17 protein-coding genes and 2 pseudogenes are annotated in these 18,144 nt (G+C 68.1%); 6 read left to right on the forward strand and 13 right to left on the reverse strand.

The features are described from left to right. Positions 1 to 381: 381 nt before the first annotated feature. The 3 genes and pseudogenes from ACFY1E_RS12210 to ACFY1E_RS12220 all read right to left on the reverse strand — a co-directional run. Positions 382 to 555, reverse strand: a pseudogene (locus tag ACFY1E_RS12210) (transposase); the annotation flags it as partial. A gap of 118 nt (positions 556 to 673) precedes the next feature. After that, entirely contained in the window at positions 674 to 1,279 is a 606-nt protein-coding gene (locus ACFY1E_RS12215; RefSeq protein ID WP_389074476.1) for a hypothetical protein, read from the reverse strand. 14 nt (positions 1,280 to 1,293) lie between these two features. After that, positions 1,294 to 2,508, reverse strand: coding sequence for a helix-turn-helix domain-containing protein (locus tag ACFY1E_RS12220; RefSeq protein ID WP_389074479.1), 1,215 nt, complete (start codon positions 2,506 to 2,508; stop codon positions 1,294 to 1,296). A 397-nt stretch (positions 2,509 to 2,905) separates the two neighbouring features. On the opposite strand from ACFY1E_RS12220, the gene ACFY1E_RS12225 reads away from it, so the two are divergent. Next, complete coding sequence (locus ACFY1E_RS12225; RefSeq protein WP_389074482.1) at positions 2,906 to 3,166, forward strand: hypothetical protein; 261 nt, start codon at positions 2,906 to 2,908, stop codon at positions 3,164 to 3,166. 25 nt (positions 3,167 to 3,191) lie between these two features. On the opposite strand, the gene ACFY1E_RS12230 is transcribed toward ACFY1E_RS12225, so the two are convergent. Next, positions 3,192 to 4,241 (reverse strand): NAD(P)-dependent alcohol dehydrogenase, encoded by a 1,050-nt coding sequence (locus tag ACFY1E_RS12230; RefSeq protein ID WP_389074484.1) that lies wholly within the window; start codon positions 4,239 to 4,241, stop codon positions 3,192 to 3,194. A gap of 148 nt (positions 4,242 to 4,389) precedes the next feature. Beyond that, positions 4,390 to 5,280, reverse strand: coding sequence for a helix-turn-helix transcriptional regulator (locus ACFY1E_RS12235; protein ID WP_389074487.1), 891 nt, complete (start codon positions 5,278 to 5,280; stop codon positions 4,390 to 4,392). Between the two features lie 177 nt (positions 5,281 to 5,457). Between ACFY1E_RS12235 and ACFY1E_RS12240 the strand changes: the two genes are divergently transcribed. The 5 genes from ACFY1E_RS12240 to ACFY1E_RS12260 all read left to right on the forward strand — a co-directional run bounded on the left by ACFY1E_RS12240 (position 5,458) and on the right by ACFY1E_RS12260 (position 10,977). Further along, on the forward strand, positions 5,458 to 6,453 hold the full coding sequence (locus tag ACFY1E_RS12240) for an alpha/beta hydrolase (protein ID WP_389074489.1): 996 nt from the start codon (positions 5,458 to 5,460) through the stop codon (positions 6,451 to 6,453). 659 nt (positions 6,454 to 7,112) lie between these two features. Beyond that, positions 7,113 to 7,775: a flavodoxin gene (locus ACFY1E_RS12245; protein WP_389074491.1), complete on the forward strand. Its 663-nt coding sequence runs from the start codon at positions 7,113 to 7,115 to the stop codon at positions 7,773 to 7,775. After that, a complete protein-coding gene (locus tag ACFY1E_RS12250; RefSeq protein ID WP_389074493.1) occupies positions 7,775 to 9,046 on the forward strand; it encodes a ferric reductase in 1,272 nt (423 codons plus the stop codon). The genes ACFY1E_RS12245 and ACFY1E_RS12250 overlap by 1 nt, the downstream gene beginning before the upstream one ends. A gap of 485 nt (positions 9,047 to 9,531) precedes the next feature. Beyond that, positions 9,532 to 10,002, forward strand: a complete 471-nt coding sequence (locus ACFY1E_RS12255) for a MarR family winged helix-turn-helix transcriptional regulator (RefSeq protein ID WP_389074496.1) — start codon at positions 9,532 to 9,534, stop codon at positions 10,000 to 10,002. Positions 10,003 to 10,050: 48 nt separating this feature from the next. Further along, positions 10,051 to 10,977, forward strand: coding sequence for an LLM class flavin-dependent oxidoreductase (locus ACFY1E_RS12260; protein ID WP_389074497.1), 927 nt, complete (start codon positions 10,051 to 10,053; stop codon positions 10,975 to 10,977). Between the two features lie 37 nt (positions 10,978 to 11,014). On the opposite strand, the gene ACFY1E_RS12265 is transcribed toward ACFY1E_RS12260, so the two are convergent. From ACFY1E_RS12265 to ACFY1E_RS12300, 8 genes and pseudogenes are all read right to left on the reverse strand, one after another. Then, positions 11,015 to 11,281, reverse strand: a complete 267-nt coding sequence (locus ACFY1E_RS12265) for a hypothetical protein (protein ID WP_389074500.1) — start codon at positions 11,279 to 11,281, stop codon at positions 11,015 to 11,017. 339 nt (positions 11,282 to 11,620) lie between these two features. After that, positions 11,621 to 11,872, reverse strand: a complete 252-nt coding sequence (locus ACFY1E_RS12270) for a hypothetical protein (protein ID WP_389074502.1) — start codon at positions 11,870 to 11,872, stop codon at positions 11,621 to 11,623. Between the two features lie 14 nt (positions 11,873 to 11,886). Further along, positions 11,887 to 12,510: a hypothetical protein gene (locus ACFY1E_RS12275; RefSeq protein WP_389074505.1), complete on the reverse strand. Its 624-nt coding sequence runs from the start codon at positions 12,508 to 12,510 to the stop codon at positions 11,887 to 11,889. Between the two features lie 52 nt (positions 12,511 to 12,562). Beyond that, positions 12,563 to 13,013: pseudogene (locus ACFY1E_RS12280) on the reverse strand (PEP/pyruvate-binding domain-containing protein). Between the two features lie 261 nt (positions 13,014 to 13,274). After that, entirely contained in the window at positions 13,275 to 13,982 is a 708-nt protein-coding gene (locus ACFY1E_RS12285; RefSeq protein ID WP_389074506.1) for a hypothetical protein, read from the reverse strand. 370 nt (positions 13,983 to 14,352) lie between these two features. Next, positions 14,353 to 15,054: a TetR/AcrR family transcriptional regulator gene (locus ACFY1E_RS12290; RefSeq protein ID WP_389074508.1), complete on the reverse strand. Its 702-nt coding sequence runs from the start codon at positions 15,052 to 15,054 to the stop codon at positions 14,353 to 14,355. A 771-nt stretch (positions 15,055 to 15,825) separates the two neighbouring features. Then, positions 15,826 to 16,770, reverse strand: a complete 945-nt coding sequence (locus ACFY1E_RS12295; protein ID WP_389074511.1) for a zinc-binding dehydrogenase — start codon at positions 16,768 to 16,770, stop codon at positions 15,826 to 15,828. Positions 16,771 to 16,904: 134 nt separating this feature from the next. Further along, positions 16,905 to 18,056: a CaiB/BaiF CoA transferase family protein gene (locus tag ACFY1E_RS12300; protein WP_389074513.1), complete on the reverse strand. Its 1,152-nt coding sequence runs from the start codon at positions 18,054 to 18,056 to the stop codon at positions 16,905 to 16,907. Positions 18,057 to 18,144: the final 88 nt, after the last annotated feature.

The raw sequence follows: 18,144 nt of genomic DNA on the forward strand, positions 1-18,144 counted from the left end.
GAAGCTGACGAGTGACGCTGTCTCCCCTCCGAGGGCCCCTTCCTCGTCGCCGTCGCTGACACAGGCGCCTGGTTGCTGGGCCGCGCTGTGTGTATCGCTTGTACGGCGGCCTGGACGACGCCCAGGATCGGCTTCGCTCTTGTCGCCCGCCAACGACGACGAGCCGGATTCCGTCCACGTTGAACAGCCATCTCGCCCTCCCCCGAACCTTCCTGAAGCGAGAGTCTCGGCAACGCAGGACAAGCCCGGAAGAGCGCAAGCCGGCCATGGCCGATTCGACTCAGCCAGACCCAGGACTCGGACTGAATCGCCCCGGGTTTGATGGAGACATCGAAGACCCGGAAGGATGCCGATCATGGCTGCTCCCCGTAAGACGGTGTCCTATGTGGTGAGGCGGATGAGTCGCTTGTAGCAGCACAGTGCGGCGGCGAGGCCCAGAAAGGCCAGGTAGTTGCGGGAGTGGCGTTGGTAGCGGGGGCTGAGTCGGCGGTAGCCGGACAGCCATGAGATTGTCCGCTCGATCACCCACCTGCGGCGGCCCAGCCGTTCGCTGACCGCGCGTCGTCGCCACGACACGCACACCCCGGACATGCCCCCGCCGGCCCCACACCACAGCCCCTCCCGCCCCGGAAGAGGCCGATATGCACGCCCACTTGACAAAACGGCCTACATATCAGGGCTGACCCACACGTCCCAACCGGCCGGATATGAACTCCGCGGCTGTGTAGTCCTTCCCTCGTTCAGCAGCCTGGAGAACATCTGCGAAAATAGCCGCTTCGTCAGCGGCGAGGCGATCAGCCTGGACCATGCGAGCCAGCAGCTTGTGGATGCTGAAGGGCGTGAGGTTGTGGTGGAGTGATTCAATGCGTGCGTTGTAGTCCTCACACAGCATGTACGGGTCCATCTGCTGAAGCTGCTCGGCCATGGCCATGATCACTGACTCTGCCCAGTGCTCCGCCGCATGTCTCAGGCTCCTGCCGCTGCGCATGATGTCCTGAATCTCCACGACCCGCTCCGCCGCGACAAGCTCGTCGGTGTCTACGGGTTCGCCGAGCCAGTCGAGTTGCCCCAGCGCTGCTACCGCCAGGTCTTTGATGCCCGGCGGGCCCTGGCTTGCCAGGCGGTCCAGCTCGTCGACGACGACGTCCAGCAAGACGCGGCGCTGCGATACCAGTTCGCCCTGCACCGTCTGGCGCAAGTTGTCATCAGCGGCAAGGGACAACAGCGAGGAGGTGTCGACGAACCACAGGGCAGGCTTTGCTGGCGCGGGAGTCGTCACCGCGCTGGCCGGCGTCAGACGAGCACCTCGGGATCAGCTTCCATCACCACATCCCACAAAGCATCGTCGTCCTCGCGTTGCAGCAATGTCGCCACTACGCCCAGGCCCACGTGCTGGTTGCGGGCTGCGTCTACCGCGGCGCTCAGGAGACGCTCGGGCGCGCGGACTGTCTGCCGAACCGTGATCCCCGCACCAGTGGGAGCCACCGAGGCGTGGCGTGTGACGAGATCTCCCACCCTCTGGCTGCGCAGGCGCTTGCTCTGATCGTAGGTGATCAAGCCCATGACGCAGAGCTGGTAGACCAGGGCCGCCAGGGAGACGCCGAACTGCTCCATGAGTGCCACCAGGCTACGTTCGGTGACACGTCCGGCACTCAGCCATTTCAGGGTCTCGCGAATGCCCTCCTCGGGCATCAGCAAGTGGCCCGCAAAGGCGTTGACACGCCTTTCTTGCAGATTGTCCGCGAACATGTCCCGCTCGCCCTCGTTGATGACGTCTCGAGGGTCACCGAGCAGGTGATGGCCCAGTTCATGAGCGAGTGTGAACCGCACATGACCTTGGGAGAAGTCAGTGCTGGCCACGATCAGCGCCACACCGTCACCGTGGATGCACAGCCCATCCGTCTGAGTTCCGAGCGGAGACAACGCTACGTCGACCCCGAAGTGCCGCTCGATCAGTCCGGGCAGGTCACCCAGCTCGTGCGACCCCAGGCCAAGTTGGCGTCTCATTTGCTCGGCCAGGTGTTTGCCCTGGCGTTCGGCCTCGGCCTTGTTGCGCGGACGCTGGGACAGTTCCTTGCGTGCGTAGTCGAAAACCTGCTGCCCTGCTGCGGTCGGCAAGGCAGGAGGCGGCGCCGCGCGCTGAGTCAGAACGTCCTCGACCTCAAGCAACTGCAGGGCGCGGCGCTTGGCGTTGCTGTCCTCGTCCCGGCTGGTGTCGCCTGCCAGCCGGTGAGCCAAGGCCAAGGTCGGCCGGGAAGGCTGCCCGAGCAGATGGGCTACCGAGACACCCAAGGCTTCCGCGAACTTCGGCAGCTCCCGGACTCCGATCTTGCGCCGACCGTTTTCGATCTTCGAGATTTGGTCCTTACCCAGCCCGACGAGGGCACCGAGGGCATCACCCGTCAGTCCACGGCGGGTACGGGCCTGTCCGACTCGGTGTCCGACGTCGGCAGGGCTTGCAGTCCGGTCCAAGGACTCTGCAGGAAGCAACGAACCCAGCGCTTCCATGCCTGTCAGTCCGCCTCGCATAGCCGCCTCCCCTCACGCCGTCCGTCCCTGCGGTACCAGTGTCGCAACCAACCTCCATCATCGCAACTATTTCTATGCGATGGTTGCGAATCTGGGTCTGCTGTGACGCACCGGACGCCCGCCAGTGCGGCCCCGGCCACTCCTCGCGCCGAGAGAGGCCACACGGCACGTCCAGGCCTAAGCCTGGCCTAAGCCATGCCGGCAGCACGCTCACCGCGCGTGTCCCACATCGGTGCGATGATCTACATACCCGCGGATCTCGCAACCCGCGGGACAGGAGGAGCGCCACGCCGAGACCCCGCTCCCCTGGATGACTCCGCCGACCAGGGCAGAGTGCAGAAGAGGAGGCCCCCAGCACGATCGTCCCGGTCCTCTGATGAGGGCTACTCGCCGCCAGATCGTTGAGGACAGCGTCGACCAGCAGACCTCGCTGGCCGTGCACAGCCAGTTCGACCAGAGCTTGTGGAACAACCGGATGATCTCCTACGGACTCGATCGCCAGAAGGTCTTCGCTCTCGCCCAGAACGCCACCAGTCGGCGCTTCTTCCTGGAGCGATCAGGGGCGCTCGAGGCGGTGGGGACAGAGCGTGAGCCGGCGTGTCACTGGGGCTGGCCCTCGGACGCCCCGTCCCCGTGACCGGCTCCGATGGCGGGGACCGTGCTCAGGGCGTGGTCGCCAGAGTCGAGGTGTCGATGACGAAGCGGTAGCGCACGTCGGAGGCGAGGACGCGGTCGTACGCCTCGTTGATCTGCTCCGCCGGGATGACCTCGACCTCTGCTCCGATGCCGTGCTCGGCGCAGAAATCGAGCATCTGCTGGGTGGTCCGGATTCCGCCGATCTGGGAGCCGGCGAAGGCCCGTTGGTTGCGCACCAGGCTGAAGCGGTCGAGGGAGAACCTGGGGGTGGCGCCGACGATGGCCAGGGTGCCGTTGACGGCGAGCAGGGACAGGTAGGCGTCGACATCGAGTTCGGCACTGACGGTGTTGACGATCAGGTCGAAGGTGCTCGCCAGGTGCTCGAAGGTCGCCGGGTCGCTGGTGGCGTAGTAGTGGTCGGCGCCCAGGCGCAGCCCGTCGTCCTTCTTGGCCAACGTGCGGGACAGGACGGTGACCTCGGCGCCCATCGCCTTCGCAAGTTTCACGGCCACATGGCCGAGACCGCCCAGCCCGATGACGCCGACGTTCTTGCCGGGACCGGCGCCCCAGCGCGTGAGCGGTGAGTACGTCGTCACGCCCGCGCAGAGCAGCGGGGCTGCCTCGTCCAGTCCGATGCCCTCGGGGACGCGCAGGACGAAATCCTGGTCGACGACGACATGGGTGGAGTAGCCGCCCTGAGTGAGCGTGCCGTCGCGGTCGACCGAACCGTAGGTGAGGATGTGGCCCTTGGTGCAGTACTGCTCCTCGCCCTGGCGGCACGGGCCGCACTCGCGGCAGGAGTTGACCATGCAGCCGACGCCGACGCGGTCGCCGACGGCGTGCCGCGTGACCTCCGGGCCGACTTGCGTGACGATGCCGGCGATCTCGTGGCCGGGGACGACGGGGTAGTCCTTGGCTCCCCAGTCACCGCGGACCCAGTGGATGTCGGTATGGCAGATGCCGCAGTACTTGATCTCGATCAGCACGTCACGCGGGCCCAGATCGCGGCGCTCGACAGTTGTCGGGGCGAGGGGCTCGGTGGGCGAGGCGGCGGCATAGGCGTTGACGGTCAGCACGGTTTCTCCGATGTGTCCTGTTGCGTATTGGTCGGTGCTGGGGGGGGGCGGTTTCAGGAGTACGGCGGCGGTCGTCATGAACGCGAGCGGCAATCCCGTAGGCCCATGCGATTGCCGGAGTGATGACCGCACCTGCGCGGGTGGACGGTCAGCCGCGTGAGAGAGGCTGTGCGGCGGAGCCGGTGTCCTGGGTGGCGGCCCAGGAGGCGAGCAGGCGCAGGCGCTCCTCGGAGGGGGAACCGGGTTCGGCGGTGTAGACCGTGAGGGTGTGGCCGGGCTCGGCCGCCAGGGTCAGGTATTCCCAGGCGAGGGTGAGGTCGCCGACGACGGAGTGGTGGAAGCGTTTGGTGCCGGTGCCGTGGCGGGTGACGTTGTGGGCGCCCCAGCGGGTGCGGAAGGCGTCGCTGCGGGTGGACAGCTCGCCCACCAGGTCGTGGAGGCCCTTGTCGTGGGGGTTGCGGCCGGCCTCGGTGCGCAGCACGTCGACGGTCATGTCGGCGGCAAGGTCCCAGTCCGGGTAGAAGACGCGGGCTGCGGGGTCGAGGAACTGGTAGCGGGCGATGTTCGGCGGCCTGAGGTCTCCATCGAAAAGGTCGCCGTAGAAGGCGCGCGCCAGTTGGTTGGCGGCGAGCACGTCCAGACGGCCATTGGTGACGAAGGCGGGCCCGGCGGTGACGGCGCCCAGAGTCCACTGAAGGCTCTCGTGCAGGATCCGCTGCCTGCCGCCACGCGCCCGGGGACGCGGAAGGGGGCCTGAGCCTTCTTGGGCTTGGGCCAAATGGAGCAGGTGGGCGCGTTCGGCTTCGTCCAGTTGGAGGGCGCGGGCGACGGCTTCGAGGACGGCGGGTGAGACGCCGGCGAGACTGCCGCGCTCCAGTTTGGCGTAGTACTCGACACTGACATCGGCCAGCGCGGCGACCTCGCTACGCCGCAGGCCGGTAACGCGGCGCCGGGTGCCGGCGGGCAGTCCTGCCTGCTCGGGAGTGATCCTCGCTCGTCGCGAGGTGAGGAACTCGCGGACTTCGTCATGGTTATTCATACCGTGACGGTACGGCCGGGTCCCGCAGATTGGGATGTACTGCCAGTACACCCATCAGCAGTAACTCGCTACCCGCTCGGAATGGGGTTTTCATAGGTGACGTGGCGCTCTCCACTTCACCGTGACCGGTGGGGTGGCGGCCGCCCGACCCCGCAATGGCCCGAGAAAGGGAGCACAATGGCTGACAGCTACACCTTCCAGCTGGACGAGAATGTCGACCGTACCCCCGTACGGTTCAAGAACCGCTACGGCATCGAGATCGCAGCCGATCTCTACGTGCCGAAGAACGCCACGGGCAAGCTCCCCACCCTGGCCGTCAGCGGGCCGTTCGGCGCGGTCAAGGAACAGTCGTCGGGACTTTATGCCAACGAATACGCCCGCCGCGGTTACGTCGCCCTCGCATTCGACCCCTCCTTCACGGGAGAAAGCGGCGGTGACGTCCGCGACGTCGCCTCGCCCGACATCTACACCGAGGACTTCAGCGCCGCCGTCGACTTCCTCGGACTGCAGGACATCGTCGACCGCGAGCGGATCGGCCTGCAGGCCATCTGCGGTCTGAGCGGCATGGCTCTCACGGCCACAGCCACCGACAGCCGCATCAAGGCAGTCGCCACGTCCTCGATGTACGACATGTCGCGCAGCATGTCCCGCGGCTACAAGGACAGCTACACACCCGAACAGCGCCAGAAGGTCGTGGACTACCTCAGCCGGCAGCGCTGGATCGACGCCGAGAACGGCACCTTCGCGCGGGGCTCCCACGAGGTGCCCTTCGACGCGGACGGCAACCCGGCCCCGATCGACCGCGTGCTTCCCGAGACCCTCCCCGAGGGCGCGGACCCGATCACGTCGAGCTTCTTCGACTACTACCGGACCGACCGCGGATACCACCCGCGATCGATCAACTCCAACACCGTGTGGACCGCGACCACGCCCGTGGCGTTCTTCGCGTTCCCGACGGTGTCGAACCTCGACATGCTCGCTTCCCGCCCCGCCCTCCTGGTGGCCGGTGCCGACGCGCACTCGCGCTACTACTCCGAGGACGTCCAGGCGCTGGCACCCGAGAACGTCGAACTCGTGATCGTCCCGGACGCGGACCACGTCGATCTGTACGACCGCAAGGACCGCATTCCGTTCGACAAGCTCGACGAGTTCTTCACCAAGAACTTCGCCTGACCGGGACTGAGGCGAGTCGGTGATGCCCGCCTCGGCATCGAGCCCGCACTCGCCCTGAGCCGATCTTCGCCGTGCGCCACCGCGGTGCCGGCGGCCGTCGGAGGAAGCCTGCCGGCGAAGAAGATGATGCCGCCACGGCCACGGAGATCGAGTCTCTGTTCCAGCGTCGGCCCGCTCGCTGACATGGTCCGCGAGCGGGCCGACGCCCTTTGACGCGGCGGCACCTGCGTAGCCCGGACAGCTGGTAGTCGACCGCGTCTCGTCCCGCGGCGGACGCAGGCCGCCGGGCAGGTCGCGGACCTGGCGCGAGAAGCGGCCATGCAAGGTGATGCGGTGCCGCACGAACGGGGAGAGGCGGGCGGCGTCCTCGCCGCCCGATGCTCGGGTGCACCACCGTGACCGGCAGCGTCACAAACCGGTGCGAGTCGCCGTGGCGCGCAGTACGCCTTGCCGTCCACACGTAGCGGGGCGGCCCCGCCAGGCGCTGCGGCGGTATCCCCGACACGTCCACCTCGTTCATGTCCAGATCGGCGGTCTCCCCCGCCTACTCCAGGGCCCACTTCACCTGCGGCCCGGAGATCCTTACCCGGCCCTTGCGAAGCTGACTTCGCCTCCCGCCACTCAAACGCCTGAACAGATGGAGCCCTGAGGCCCACGCCATGGAACGTCGCAAATTGCTCGGACTCATCACCGCCGGCGCAGCCTCCTTCGGGGGCCTTCTGGCCGTGAACACGCAGAATTCCTCCGCCGCCGGCTCACTGGCGACACCGGTCAATCGTTCGTCGCGCCCAATAAGACGTGGAAACAAGACCCTGGTCGTCTACTACTCCAAGACCGGAAGGAACTACCCCGACCTCGAGCTCACAGTCGGGAACACCGCCCGAATCGCGCGCTTCATCCACGACAGGGTCGGCGGGGACGTCTTCGAGATCGTCCCGACCCGCCCGTATCCGGCTGACTACGACCAGACGGTGGACCAGGCGCAGCGAGAAGAGGGCCAGAACATCTATCCCGCCATCAAGGGTGTGGTGCCTGATACAGATCAGTACTCCACCATCTTCCTTGGCCACCCGGTCTGGTGGGGCGAACAGCCCATGGTCGTCCAAACCTTCATGCGGGACCGTGACCTGAACTACGGCACGATCATCCCCTTCGTCACGCACGAGGGCTCCAGCTTCGGCAACTCACTGGACGTCCTCGACCAGTACTACCCCAAGGCCCGCGTCCTGGACGGATTCTCCGCACGCGGCACCGACGTGTACAACAACCCGAGGGCAGCCCGCCGTGACGTCAACGCCTGGCTGGAAGGGCTGGGCTTCTGATGGGCGGAAAGCTGCTGCTGTGGAGCCTTGTGCTCATCTTCCCGCTACCGCTCGTGCTCGCTCTGAATCTGCAGAGCACCGATGTCCCGTCCATGCGGCTGTACATCACCTGGGGACTCATCGCCTACAGCTGGTGGCTGCTGGCCATCCTGCTGAGCGTGCGGCCGACCTGGCTGGGACGCGGTGTCGGGTTGCCTTCGGTCTACGCCCTGCACGGCATGCTCGGTGTCTTCGCCCTCGTACCGGCATATCTGCACAAGGAGAACACCTTCGCCCCTGACGACCTGTCAAGGCTCCTCGGAGACTGGGGCTTCTACGCGGCACTGGCCGTGCTGTGCTACTCCGTCGTGTTCATGAGCGGCTGGCTGACCGACAGGTCGCGCCTCGCACTGAAGGTGAAGAGCCGGCTTGAGACGGTCTTCCGGCGCCGGCTCTCGGTGTGGATCCACCGGCTCAACCTGGTCGTCGTCCTCATGATCTGGCTTCACGTCCATCTGATCGGACGCGTGAACCAGCACTTCTGGTTCATGACCCTCTTCGACCTCTACACCGTGGTCGTGCTCGGGACCTACGTCTGGAAGAAGTGGGTGGCACCGGACTCCTTCCTCACCGGGGCCGTGCAGGAGAACGTCGCGCTCAACGATTCCACCCGCCAAATCGCCATCGCCCTCCACCGCACGGCGACCGCTTCCCGCCCCGGCGACTTCTACTTCCTCAGCTTCGACGACACAGGTCTCGGACGGGAGTGGCACCCCTTCTCCGCCACCGACGAACGCCATGACGTCCTGACCTTCACCATCCGGCAGACCGGGGACTACACCAGCAAGATCGGTTCCGTGGTCCCGGGCACAGCCGTGCGTCTGGAGGGGCCGTTCGGCCGATTCGACTCCGTCCTGAAGGCGCGCACCGATGACACGCCGCTCGTGTTGGTGGGGATGGGGGCGGGCATCGCACCGCTGCTGAGCCTGACGGCGGAGTACCTCACGGCACGGCGCATCCACCTGTTGTGGTCAGTGCGCCGTGCCGACGACGCCTACTACAGCCGCCTGCTCGAGCAGTACGAACACCGCAGCGGAGGCCTGCTCACGGTCACCACCCAGGTAGGACGGTTCCACCGGAATCAACTCTCGACAGTTCTGGCGGAGGAAGAGGTCACCCGCGGGGAGTTCTTTGTGGTGGGCCCCAACCCGGCCGTACTCGCCACGCAACGGATGCTGCGTCGGATCGGGGTGTCGAGAAGCAGAATCCACCACGAACGACTCACGATGTAGCCCGACCGCACAGACCGAGATCGGCAGTTCGGGATAGTCCTTCCGATCCGCTGTCGAACCACGCAACCGCCAAAACCCGACCACGACGGCACAGCCGATCGCGCAGCACTGGTGACTGTGAAGGCGGCGGCTGGGCCGACGAGGACGGCTCACCGGCCCCGGAGGGGGAACAGCAGACTCAGAGGCTTCAGTGGACTTGGACAGCCCTTCGCTTGACAGACCGACCAGCCGCACTCAGCAGCGCGGCAGGGCCAGTGGTCCCCTGCGAGTACCGGCCGAGGCTCCTGGCCACCGGGAAGACAATTCGGCAGGCTGCGGCTTCCCTCGGAGGCCTCGCTGGTCTCCCGTCGCATCCACGGCGTGAGCGCGAGCAGCGGGAGAAAGGCGGACACCCCGGGGAGAACGAGCCGTATGTGACCCACTCGCCGACGAGCTGGTCAGTTCGCCCTGCGAACAAAAAACGCGTCGACTGTTAGCCTGAATGAATGGGCGATGACAAGGACCGATTGGGAGTGGTGACCGGGCTTATCCGGACATCGTTCCTGGTGAACGCCGCGTATGCCGAGTCGGCGCGAGAACACGGCCTCACCTCACAGCAGGGGCAGTTGCTGTGCGTCCTGATGGCGCGGCCGTACGGTATGGGCGAACTGGGCTCAGTGCTGGGCCTGGCCAAGTCGAGCTTGACCGGGCTGGTGGACCGGTCCGAGCGCAACGGCTTGGTCCGGCGCGAGCCGGACCCGCGGGACACGCGGGCGGTCCGGGTCACGTTCACGCCGGAAGGCCGCAAACTGGCGGAGGAGTTCTACGCCGAGACCTGCCGCCGGATCGCTCGACTCCCGGATGCCCTCGACGCCGCCGAGCAGAACACGCTCGCCGCCCTACTCAGCCGGATCGCATGGCACAACAACGTTCCAGCCGTCTTCATGGACCTCAACGAGAAACCTTGTAGTTCGTAGTGCGAACAAATAAAGTTCGCATTACGAACCGCAACCAGAGGTGTGCCCATGAGTGAGAAGATCTTCTTCGGTTTCTGCGCGAACAACGGGATCGGCAAGGTGCCGGATCTGCTGAGTGCGGTCCAGCAGGCCGACCGTGACGGGCTTGATCTCGTGTCGATGTTCGACCACCCGTACGTCGGCGACTACCTGGACACGTACGCGACTCTCGGGTTCACCCTGGGTGCGACGCAACGGATCACCGGCTTCGCCAACGTCACCAACCTGGCAACGCGCCCCGCACCCATGCTGGCCCGCACGCTGACGTCGCTGTCGGCGCTCTCCGGCGGCCGCGTGGTGCTCGGCGTGGGCGCGGGCTTCCAGTGGGACCGGATCTCCGACATGGGCGTCCCGCGGCTTTCGCCCAGCGACGCCGTCAACGCCTTCGAGGAAGCGATCGTCCTGATCAGGAAGCTGTCCGGAGGCGGCCCCGCGGTCACGTACGAGGGCAAGCACTACCGGGTGAACCAGATCGACCCCGCGCCCGTGGCCGCTCCACTGGTCTGGACCGGGTCGGCCGGCCCGAAATCCCTGGCCGTGACCGGCCGCGTCGCCGACGGCTGGCTGCCTCCCCTCATCGCGGACTGGCTCAGCGAGCGGTACCGCACCTCCCGGCCGATCATCGACGAGGCCGCGGCCTCCGTCGGCCGCGATCCCGGCGAGATCCGCACGATCTACAACTTCCCCGGCCGCATCACCGACCGGCCGCTGGCCGTCACACGTGACGAGGACAACCGCTGGATCGGCGGGTCGGTGGGGCAGTGGGTCGACGAACTGACCGGAGCCGTGCTGGAGCACGGCGCGGCCGGCTTCAATTTCGCCGAACCCAGCGGCTTCGTGGAGGACCTCACCGTTCTCAGCCGTTGGGCCACCGAGATCGTCCCCGCCGTGCGCGAAGCAGTCGCCAAGGAGGAGGCCGGGCGAGCGGCCGGCTGAAGGTGTGGGGTGCCGCTTTGCTGTGGAGCGCCTGCTCTCACCGGTAGTCCTTGGGAGCCGGTGGCGGCCGACACGCGGTCTCGGCCAAGACGACACTCGACGCGATCCTGGTGACCGCGGCGTTCGCGGGCTCGAACATCGGCGTCCACCTACTGACGGCGATCGCACTCCGGTTGTCGAAGGTGTATACGGACGTGCTGCGCGCAAAGCCGGTGGTGCTGCGCGTTGAGAGAGTTGAGGCCGCCTGGGACAGGAGGTGTTGACCCGCGGTCCTCGCCGGGCATTCGATCGAGGTGTCGCTCATCGTCCGAATGTCCGGCGAGGTTATGGCCAGTGCGCGACCGGCTCGGCGACGGGGCGGCCGCCGGTTCTTGGGAAGCGCCCGTGCTGGTCGGCCCCTGGAGCGCTGTCCGCCGTCACGCCCACGAAGTAGACTCCATCGGGCCGACGGCCCGGATCAGTCCGATGAGCATCGTCCAGACAAAAATTGTGGGTGCCTTGCAACCGGCGGACGGACACGGTCAGCATGGGCACGCCAAACGGGTGCACGAAGGCACTCCCCGCGCTCTGCCTGCGGCCGCCCTGACCGCGGAGCGACGCGTTCCGTGGTACGCCCGCAGGGCTCTCGACTCTTGACCGATCTTCAGCCTCGGTGCTTGGCCTGTCCTTCGCCCAGAATGACTGCGCTGGTGCGGTTGGTATTGGCGTCCTGGAGGCAGCCGCGCAGCCGCATCACGTCGTGCGGCGGCAGGGCGGGGCGGATGACGCCGGTGCAGACGCCGTCGTTCATGCGGTGAAGTGTGGCGTTGCCGTTCCGCGCCGCGGTGGAGCGGCGGCAGCTCTCCCACAGGTCCTGCGCAGCGAGCAGGGCCAGCAGCACGGGGCGGCGTTCCATGAGCTGCTCGTCGCTCAGGCCCCGCCGCGGCCCTCCACCAGCTCCGCGAGCGCCTCCCCCGCTGCCGTGGCGCCGGTTCCCGGGCCGAGCAGTGCCCCCGCCAGGGACTCCTGCGCGTGCAGAGAGGACAGCACTTGTCGGCCCCATGCGATGGCGTCCAGCAGCTGCCCGCTGAGCATCTCCCGGGGTGGGGGAAGTCGGCCAACTGCCGGTCCACGTCCGCCATGAGGTTGACGGCCAGCAGCGGCAGTGCCGAGCGCAGTCGGCCCATGCGCCAGCCCGCCGACGCACGCCGGGCCCCCGGCACGGGGTTGATGAAGTCCAGGACGGGGTGGGCGGCCGGTATGGCGTGGCAGCCGGCGATCCGCCGCGGCGCGTCCCTGCACGGTGGTCACCAGCGGCAGTTTGCGCAGCTGACGGCGGGACGCGGCACCGGCGATGTCGAGGGCGAGGGTGATGGCGTGGGACATCGGGGCGACCCACAGGTCCTCCTCCAGCGGCTGGAGCACCCCGGGCAGGGGCTCAGCGACCAGACCGGGCCCCGCACGGCCGCCGCGCGGCGGCCTGGCGGGCATCGCCGTGATGGGCCGGGACTGGAACAACCACAGCATTCCGTCGGCGTCGAAACCGAACTCCATGTCCTGGGAACCGGCGAACGCCCGCTCGTCTGCTTCGCCAGATCCACCAACTTCACCCGGCGTCGATGGGGCAGGAGCCGCCGCGTGCCTCAGCCGGGTCGGTGCGCACAAGGCGAGCGAAGCGGGTCAGTTGGTAGCGCACGCCCTGGGTGCTGCCGTCGACGAGTCGGTGCGGTCCGCCGGACACCGCGCTGATGAGGATCCGGTCGGTGCGGCCTTCGACGGGGTCGGCGCCGAACATCACGCCGCCGACGGCAGCAGCGAGCATCGGCTGCACCAGCACCGCCATGGACGATTTGCACCGCGCGGGTGAACTCCTCCCAGCCGCGCACGTCCAGCAACGACTCGAACCGCCCTGCCATGGAGGAGTCCTCGGTGTCCTCGTGCGCGGAGGAGGAGCATACGACCAATGGCCGCTCCCGCCCCTCCGGGTCGGCCGGCGCCCGCCAGGCGGAGCGCACCGCGTCCCTGGCAGCCGCCCAGGGCGCCCGGTCGGCGGGCACAGCACATACCCCGGCAGCACGGGCAGCCCTGCCACGGCGGCACGGGCCAGGTTGGCAGCCTTCGCGCCGGTGACGGCCGCGTTCTTGGCGTGTTCGGAGTCCAGCGCTACGACCGCCAGTTCCGCTCCCTTGAATCCCATGGCCCCTGTTCCTTTCAAGAGGTGGACTTCGAAGAGGTGGAGAAGAGGTGCACCGGCGCTCGCTCGGGGCGCCGAGTGGAGGACCTCGGTGACGGTGGCGCCGGCGAGGGGCAGGAAGTCGTCAGCCCGCCCGCCGCAGCGGTACGCGCTCCGAAGCGGCCCCGAACTGCGTCACGCCAGGAGGGACATCCGCCGCTCCGCGCGACTTCCCCTCGTTCCGCCCAGGCAGGCGCCCCGTGGCGTACCAGGCCAGGAGCGGTGCGATCGCGGCCGGCAGGGCATCAAGCAGCGGGATGCCGGTGGTGCTTACCGCCGCCACGACTGCGGCCGGCGCGATCAGCATCACGCCGATCCGAGGCCAAGTCCTGGCGGTGGCGGCGGCCACCGCCGATGCCATGAGGACGTACCAGCCCGCGTGTACACCGGGGAGCGCCAAGTAATCGCGGATCAGGGACGTCTCGCGCACGGGCCATCCCCGCAGCACGGCGACAGCACCGAGACCGGCCGCGCCGGACAGCAGCAGCGCGACGGCAAGGCGCACGTAGACCTCCTGGTCCCGCCGGGCCAGCCAGAGCAGGCTGAGCACCACCAAGGGCAGCGGGACGAAGGCAAAGATCCAGATCAGAGCCTGTGCCACAGCGTGTGTGAACGCCGCTCCCCGCTCCGCGGCGGCGGCCCCATACGGCTGGAGACGTCCGGCGGCGGACGACATCCAGTCGGCCTCGGCGAAGGATCCCGCCCGGACGGACGCACCGAGGAGGACGACATACACGAGCAGCGTCGCCACCACGCCCATCGCCGCATACCGCAGGTTCCGCCGGACGTGCACTTCCCACACCGCTGCCCGGACGGAAACCAGTGCGTTCCGTGTGCCCCGCATGCGATCGACGCAGGCGGCGACCGAGCTCACCGGGGCCCTCCGTCATCGCGCACCACGCTGCTCAGACGGTGCGCTCTGGCCGCTTCCCACAGGGGTACGACGCGCTCAGTCTTCTGCTTCGCAGTGCCCGGCGACGGGGACGCGCCGTCCTTCGGCGACTCGGGCAGGGGCACGGCAGCCTCCTGATCAGTCAGGGGCGCGTTCGCTCAAGGGACGCGCCAGCTATCCCTGTTCACTGATCAAGCTAACCGGATGAGGTTCTCCACTTATTTCCCTCGCTGGACGTGACGTGCGTCACTCCATGGATCGCTTCAGCGTGTCACTGATCGTTCAAGCCTTCGCGGTCGGCCGGCCTCAATCCCTTGATCTCCGCATACTCCCGCTTCACACGCTCGGTCTGCAGGGGTGTCGGCGCGGCAGGCAGCGGCCCGTTGTATTCCGGTCGGCAGGCGTCCAGCAGCAGGGCGACCAGGCGTCGCCACGCGTGCGGGGCGGCACAGCGGGTCATCCGGGTGACGGCGCCGTTCGCGACGAGGAACAGGAAGAGATCCTCCGGAACGAGGTCGTCCCGAACGACGCCGGCCTCCTGTGCCCTCGTCAGCAGGTCGGCCAGAGCACGGGACTGGCGATCGCACACCCCGTCCAGCTCATCCGAGATGGGCAACCTCAGCAGGAACACGTCACCGAGCCCCCGGTCGGACGCCATGGCACCGCAGAGCCGCTCGAGATAGGTACTGAATCCGACCCACGGATCCTCACAACGCAACGCCTCCTCCCCGATGACCGCGATTTTCCCGAGCTCCTCTTCGAAGGCGGCCTCGATCAGGGCCACTCGGGTGGGGAAGCGCCGGTACAGAGTCCCGGCACCCACGCCCGCACGCTCCGCCACCTCGTCCAGCGGCGCGTCGACGCCCCGCTCCTCGAAGATCTGCCGTGCGGCCTCCAGAATGCGCTGCCTGTTGCGCAGGGCATCCGCGCGCAGTCCTCGCTTGGCGGTCGGTGTGCTCTCCGTTGTTGCCATAGAGCCACCCTAGCAACCGGAGATAGACGTCCGGTTCCCGTTGCACGGCGGTTGCAGTTGCCGTGACCGGGTCGGGCCTCGGCGAATCATGGGGTCCGTACCAAGGCCTGCCATGGCCGCAGATACTGGCGTCCTAGCCGGTGGCCGCTTGCGGAAGGGGCACCACAACTACGGCACCGTCCTGGTCGACTGCGAGACCCGCGCCCCGGTCGACCTGCTGCCGGATCGGGAGGCAGCCGCGTTCGCCGCCTGGCTCACCGACCATCCCGGGGTACGCCTTGTCTGCCGTGACCGTGGCGGCTGTTACGCCGACGGGGGCCCGTACCGGTGCTCCAGACGCAGTCCAGGTAGCCGACGTGTGGCATGCCTGGCACAACCTGGCCGAGGCCGTGAACGGCCTGGTCGGCCAGCACAGCGCATGCCTGCGAGAACCCGACCCCACCCCGGAGGTGGCACCCGCAGTCGTCCGCACGCCCGTCTCCCGCGCGGGACGGCTGGCCGCCCGGGCAGAGCGTCAGCATGCCGCCGTCCACGACCTCCTGGCGCAGGGCATGAGTCTGCGCGCCCGCCCGTCAGCTCAAGCTCACCCGCAACACCGTCCGTCGTCATGCCCGGGTCGACAGCTGGGAAGAACTCGCCATCGGCCGCTGGCAGAACCTCCCCAGCATCCTGGGCCCCTACAAGCCATACCTCCATCAACGATGGTGCGAAGGTCACACCGTGGCGGTCAGGCTCCATGCCGAACTCCGCGAGCTCGAAGGTAACCGTCTCTCACGGCCGGACGACCACGCTGCGTCCGACTACCTCGCCGCGGCGCAACGCCTCGATGCCTGTGCCGATCTCCTCGAAGAGGAGCGTGCTGATCGGAGGGGCGAGCTCGCCGGTCGCGAACAGATTGATGACCGCGGCCACATCTGCCTTGTCACCGCCGAGACTGCCGAACAGTGTGACATTGCGGTTGATCAGCGAGATCAGGTTGATCGTCGTGTCCGGTTTGGACGCTCCGATCTGGACGACGCGCCCGCCCGGACGAACCGCATCGATGGCGGTCGCGGTTGTGTCGACCCCGGCGAAGTCGACGATCACGTCGAGGCCCAGCGAGGCGAACGCGGCGGCGTCCGTGAAGAAGCCGGCCACCCCCAGTTCGCGGGCCAGCGGCTCCTGTTCCTCGCGGATGTCGGCGGCGTAGACCTCGGCGCCGAGCAGCACGCTGATACGCGCACCCATCTGGCCGAGGCCGCCGAGACCGATCACGCCGAGACGCGTGCCGGCCTCCACGCCACCGACGATCTTGACCGCGTGGTAGGCGGTGCCGCCCGCGTCCGTGGCCGTCGCGGCCTGGGCATACGAGACGTTGTCCGGGATCCGTACGAGTTCGGGGACGAGGCCGATGGTGTGCTCGGCGAATCCGCCGTCGCGGCCGACTCCGGGTGCGGTGAACGGATCCCCGTTCGGGGCGAGGGCGACCCGCTCCCCGACCGCGAAGTCGGTGACGTCGTCGCCGAGTTCGGTGATGACGCCCGCCACTTCGTGGCCGAGCACGATCGGAAGGTGGGTGGGCATGCCAGGGATGTGACCGTCGAGAAAGGAGATGTCGGTGTGACACAGGCCGGCGCCTTTGACGTCGATGACGACCTGGCCCGGGCCTGCCACGGGATGGGGCAGAGCGACCTCGGTGAGGGGCTTGTCGATGGACACGTATTGCCAGGCTTTCATGCTGAACTCCTTGTACGACGAGGCGGGAGCCGCCAATAGGACTCACTGCGGTGATGGATGCGGGAGCGTGCCGCCGCGCCGTGCGAACGGCTTTGCCGGGCCCCCGGGGTAGGGGACGCTGCCGGGTGGGACGGTCAGGCGATGGCGCCCTGGGTGCGCAGGACGGCTAGTTCGTCGGCGCTGAGTCCGGCGGCCAGGAGGATCTCGTCGGTGTGCGCACCGTTGGGAGGGGCCGGGTGGCCTGCTGCGGTGGGCGTTCCCAGGAAGCGAGGGGCCGGGGCGGGTGAGAGGAAGTCGTCGTCCCGGGTGAGGTAGGTGCCGCGTGCGACGTTGTGCGGGTGGGCGGCGGCCTCGGTGAAGTCGAGCACCGGGGTGGTGCAGGCCTCGCGGTCCGTGAAAGCAGCCGTCCATTCCGAGCGCGTGCGGAGGGCGAAGATCTGCTCCAGGCGGGCGGCCATGCTCGGCCAGGCAGGGGTGTCGTTCTGTTTGGCGAACAGCGGGTCGGTGCTCAGGCCGAGGACGTCGAGGAACTCTGCGTAGAACTGCGGCTCGATGCAGCCCACGGCCATGTGCCCGCCGTCCGCACAACGGTAGGTGCGGTAGAAGGGCGCGGTGCCATCGAGTTGGTTGCCGCCGCGCCGGTCGGTCCACTGGCCCTGAGCCATCAGGCCGTGGACCAGGGCGAGCTGCAGGGCACTGCCATCGGTCATCGCGGCGTCCACGACCTGGCCGCGGCCGGTGGCCTGGGCATGCACCAGCCCGGCGGCGATGCCCAGGGCGAGCAGCAGTCCCCCGCCGCCCATGTCGCCGATCAGGTTGAGCGGCACGGTGGGATCCCCGTCGGCCGGCCCGATGGCGTGCAATACCCCTGACATTGCGATGTAGTTGATGTCGTGGCCCGGTGTCTGGGCGAGCGGACCGTCCTGGCCCCAGCCGGTCATCCGCCCGTAGACCAGCCTGGGGTTGCGGGCCAGGCATTCCTCCGGGCCCAGGCCGAGCCGTTCGGCGACACCGGGCCGGAAGCCCTCGATCAGCGCGTCGGCGGTGTCGACCAGCCTCAGCGCCGTCTGTGACCCTTCAGGGGTCTTCAGGTCCAGCGTGACCGAGTGGCGCCCTCGTTGCAGGACGGGGTTGAAGGCGGGGCGACCCGCCTCGGCCGTCCGGTCGATGCGGACGACCTCCGCGCCCATATCGGCAAGGATCATCCCGCAGAACGGTCCGGGGCCGATGCCTCCGAGTTCGAGGACGCGCAGCCCGGCGAGGGGGCCGGTAGTGGCAGTGGGCATGGGGTGTCTCCTGTGCGGGGGCATGTGATGGAGGGGGCCGGCCGGCCCGTCGGGAGTCCACCGGCAGTTTCCCGACGGGGGTAGGGGA

This window comes from Streptomyces sp. NPDC001604 (assembly GCF_042893475.1).
Lineage (GTDB): Bacteria > Actinomycetota > Actinomycetes > Streptomycetales > Streptomycetaceae > Streptomyces.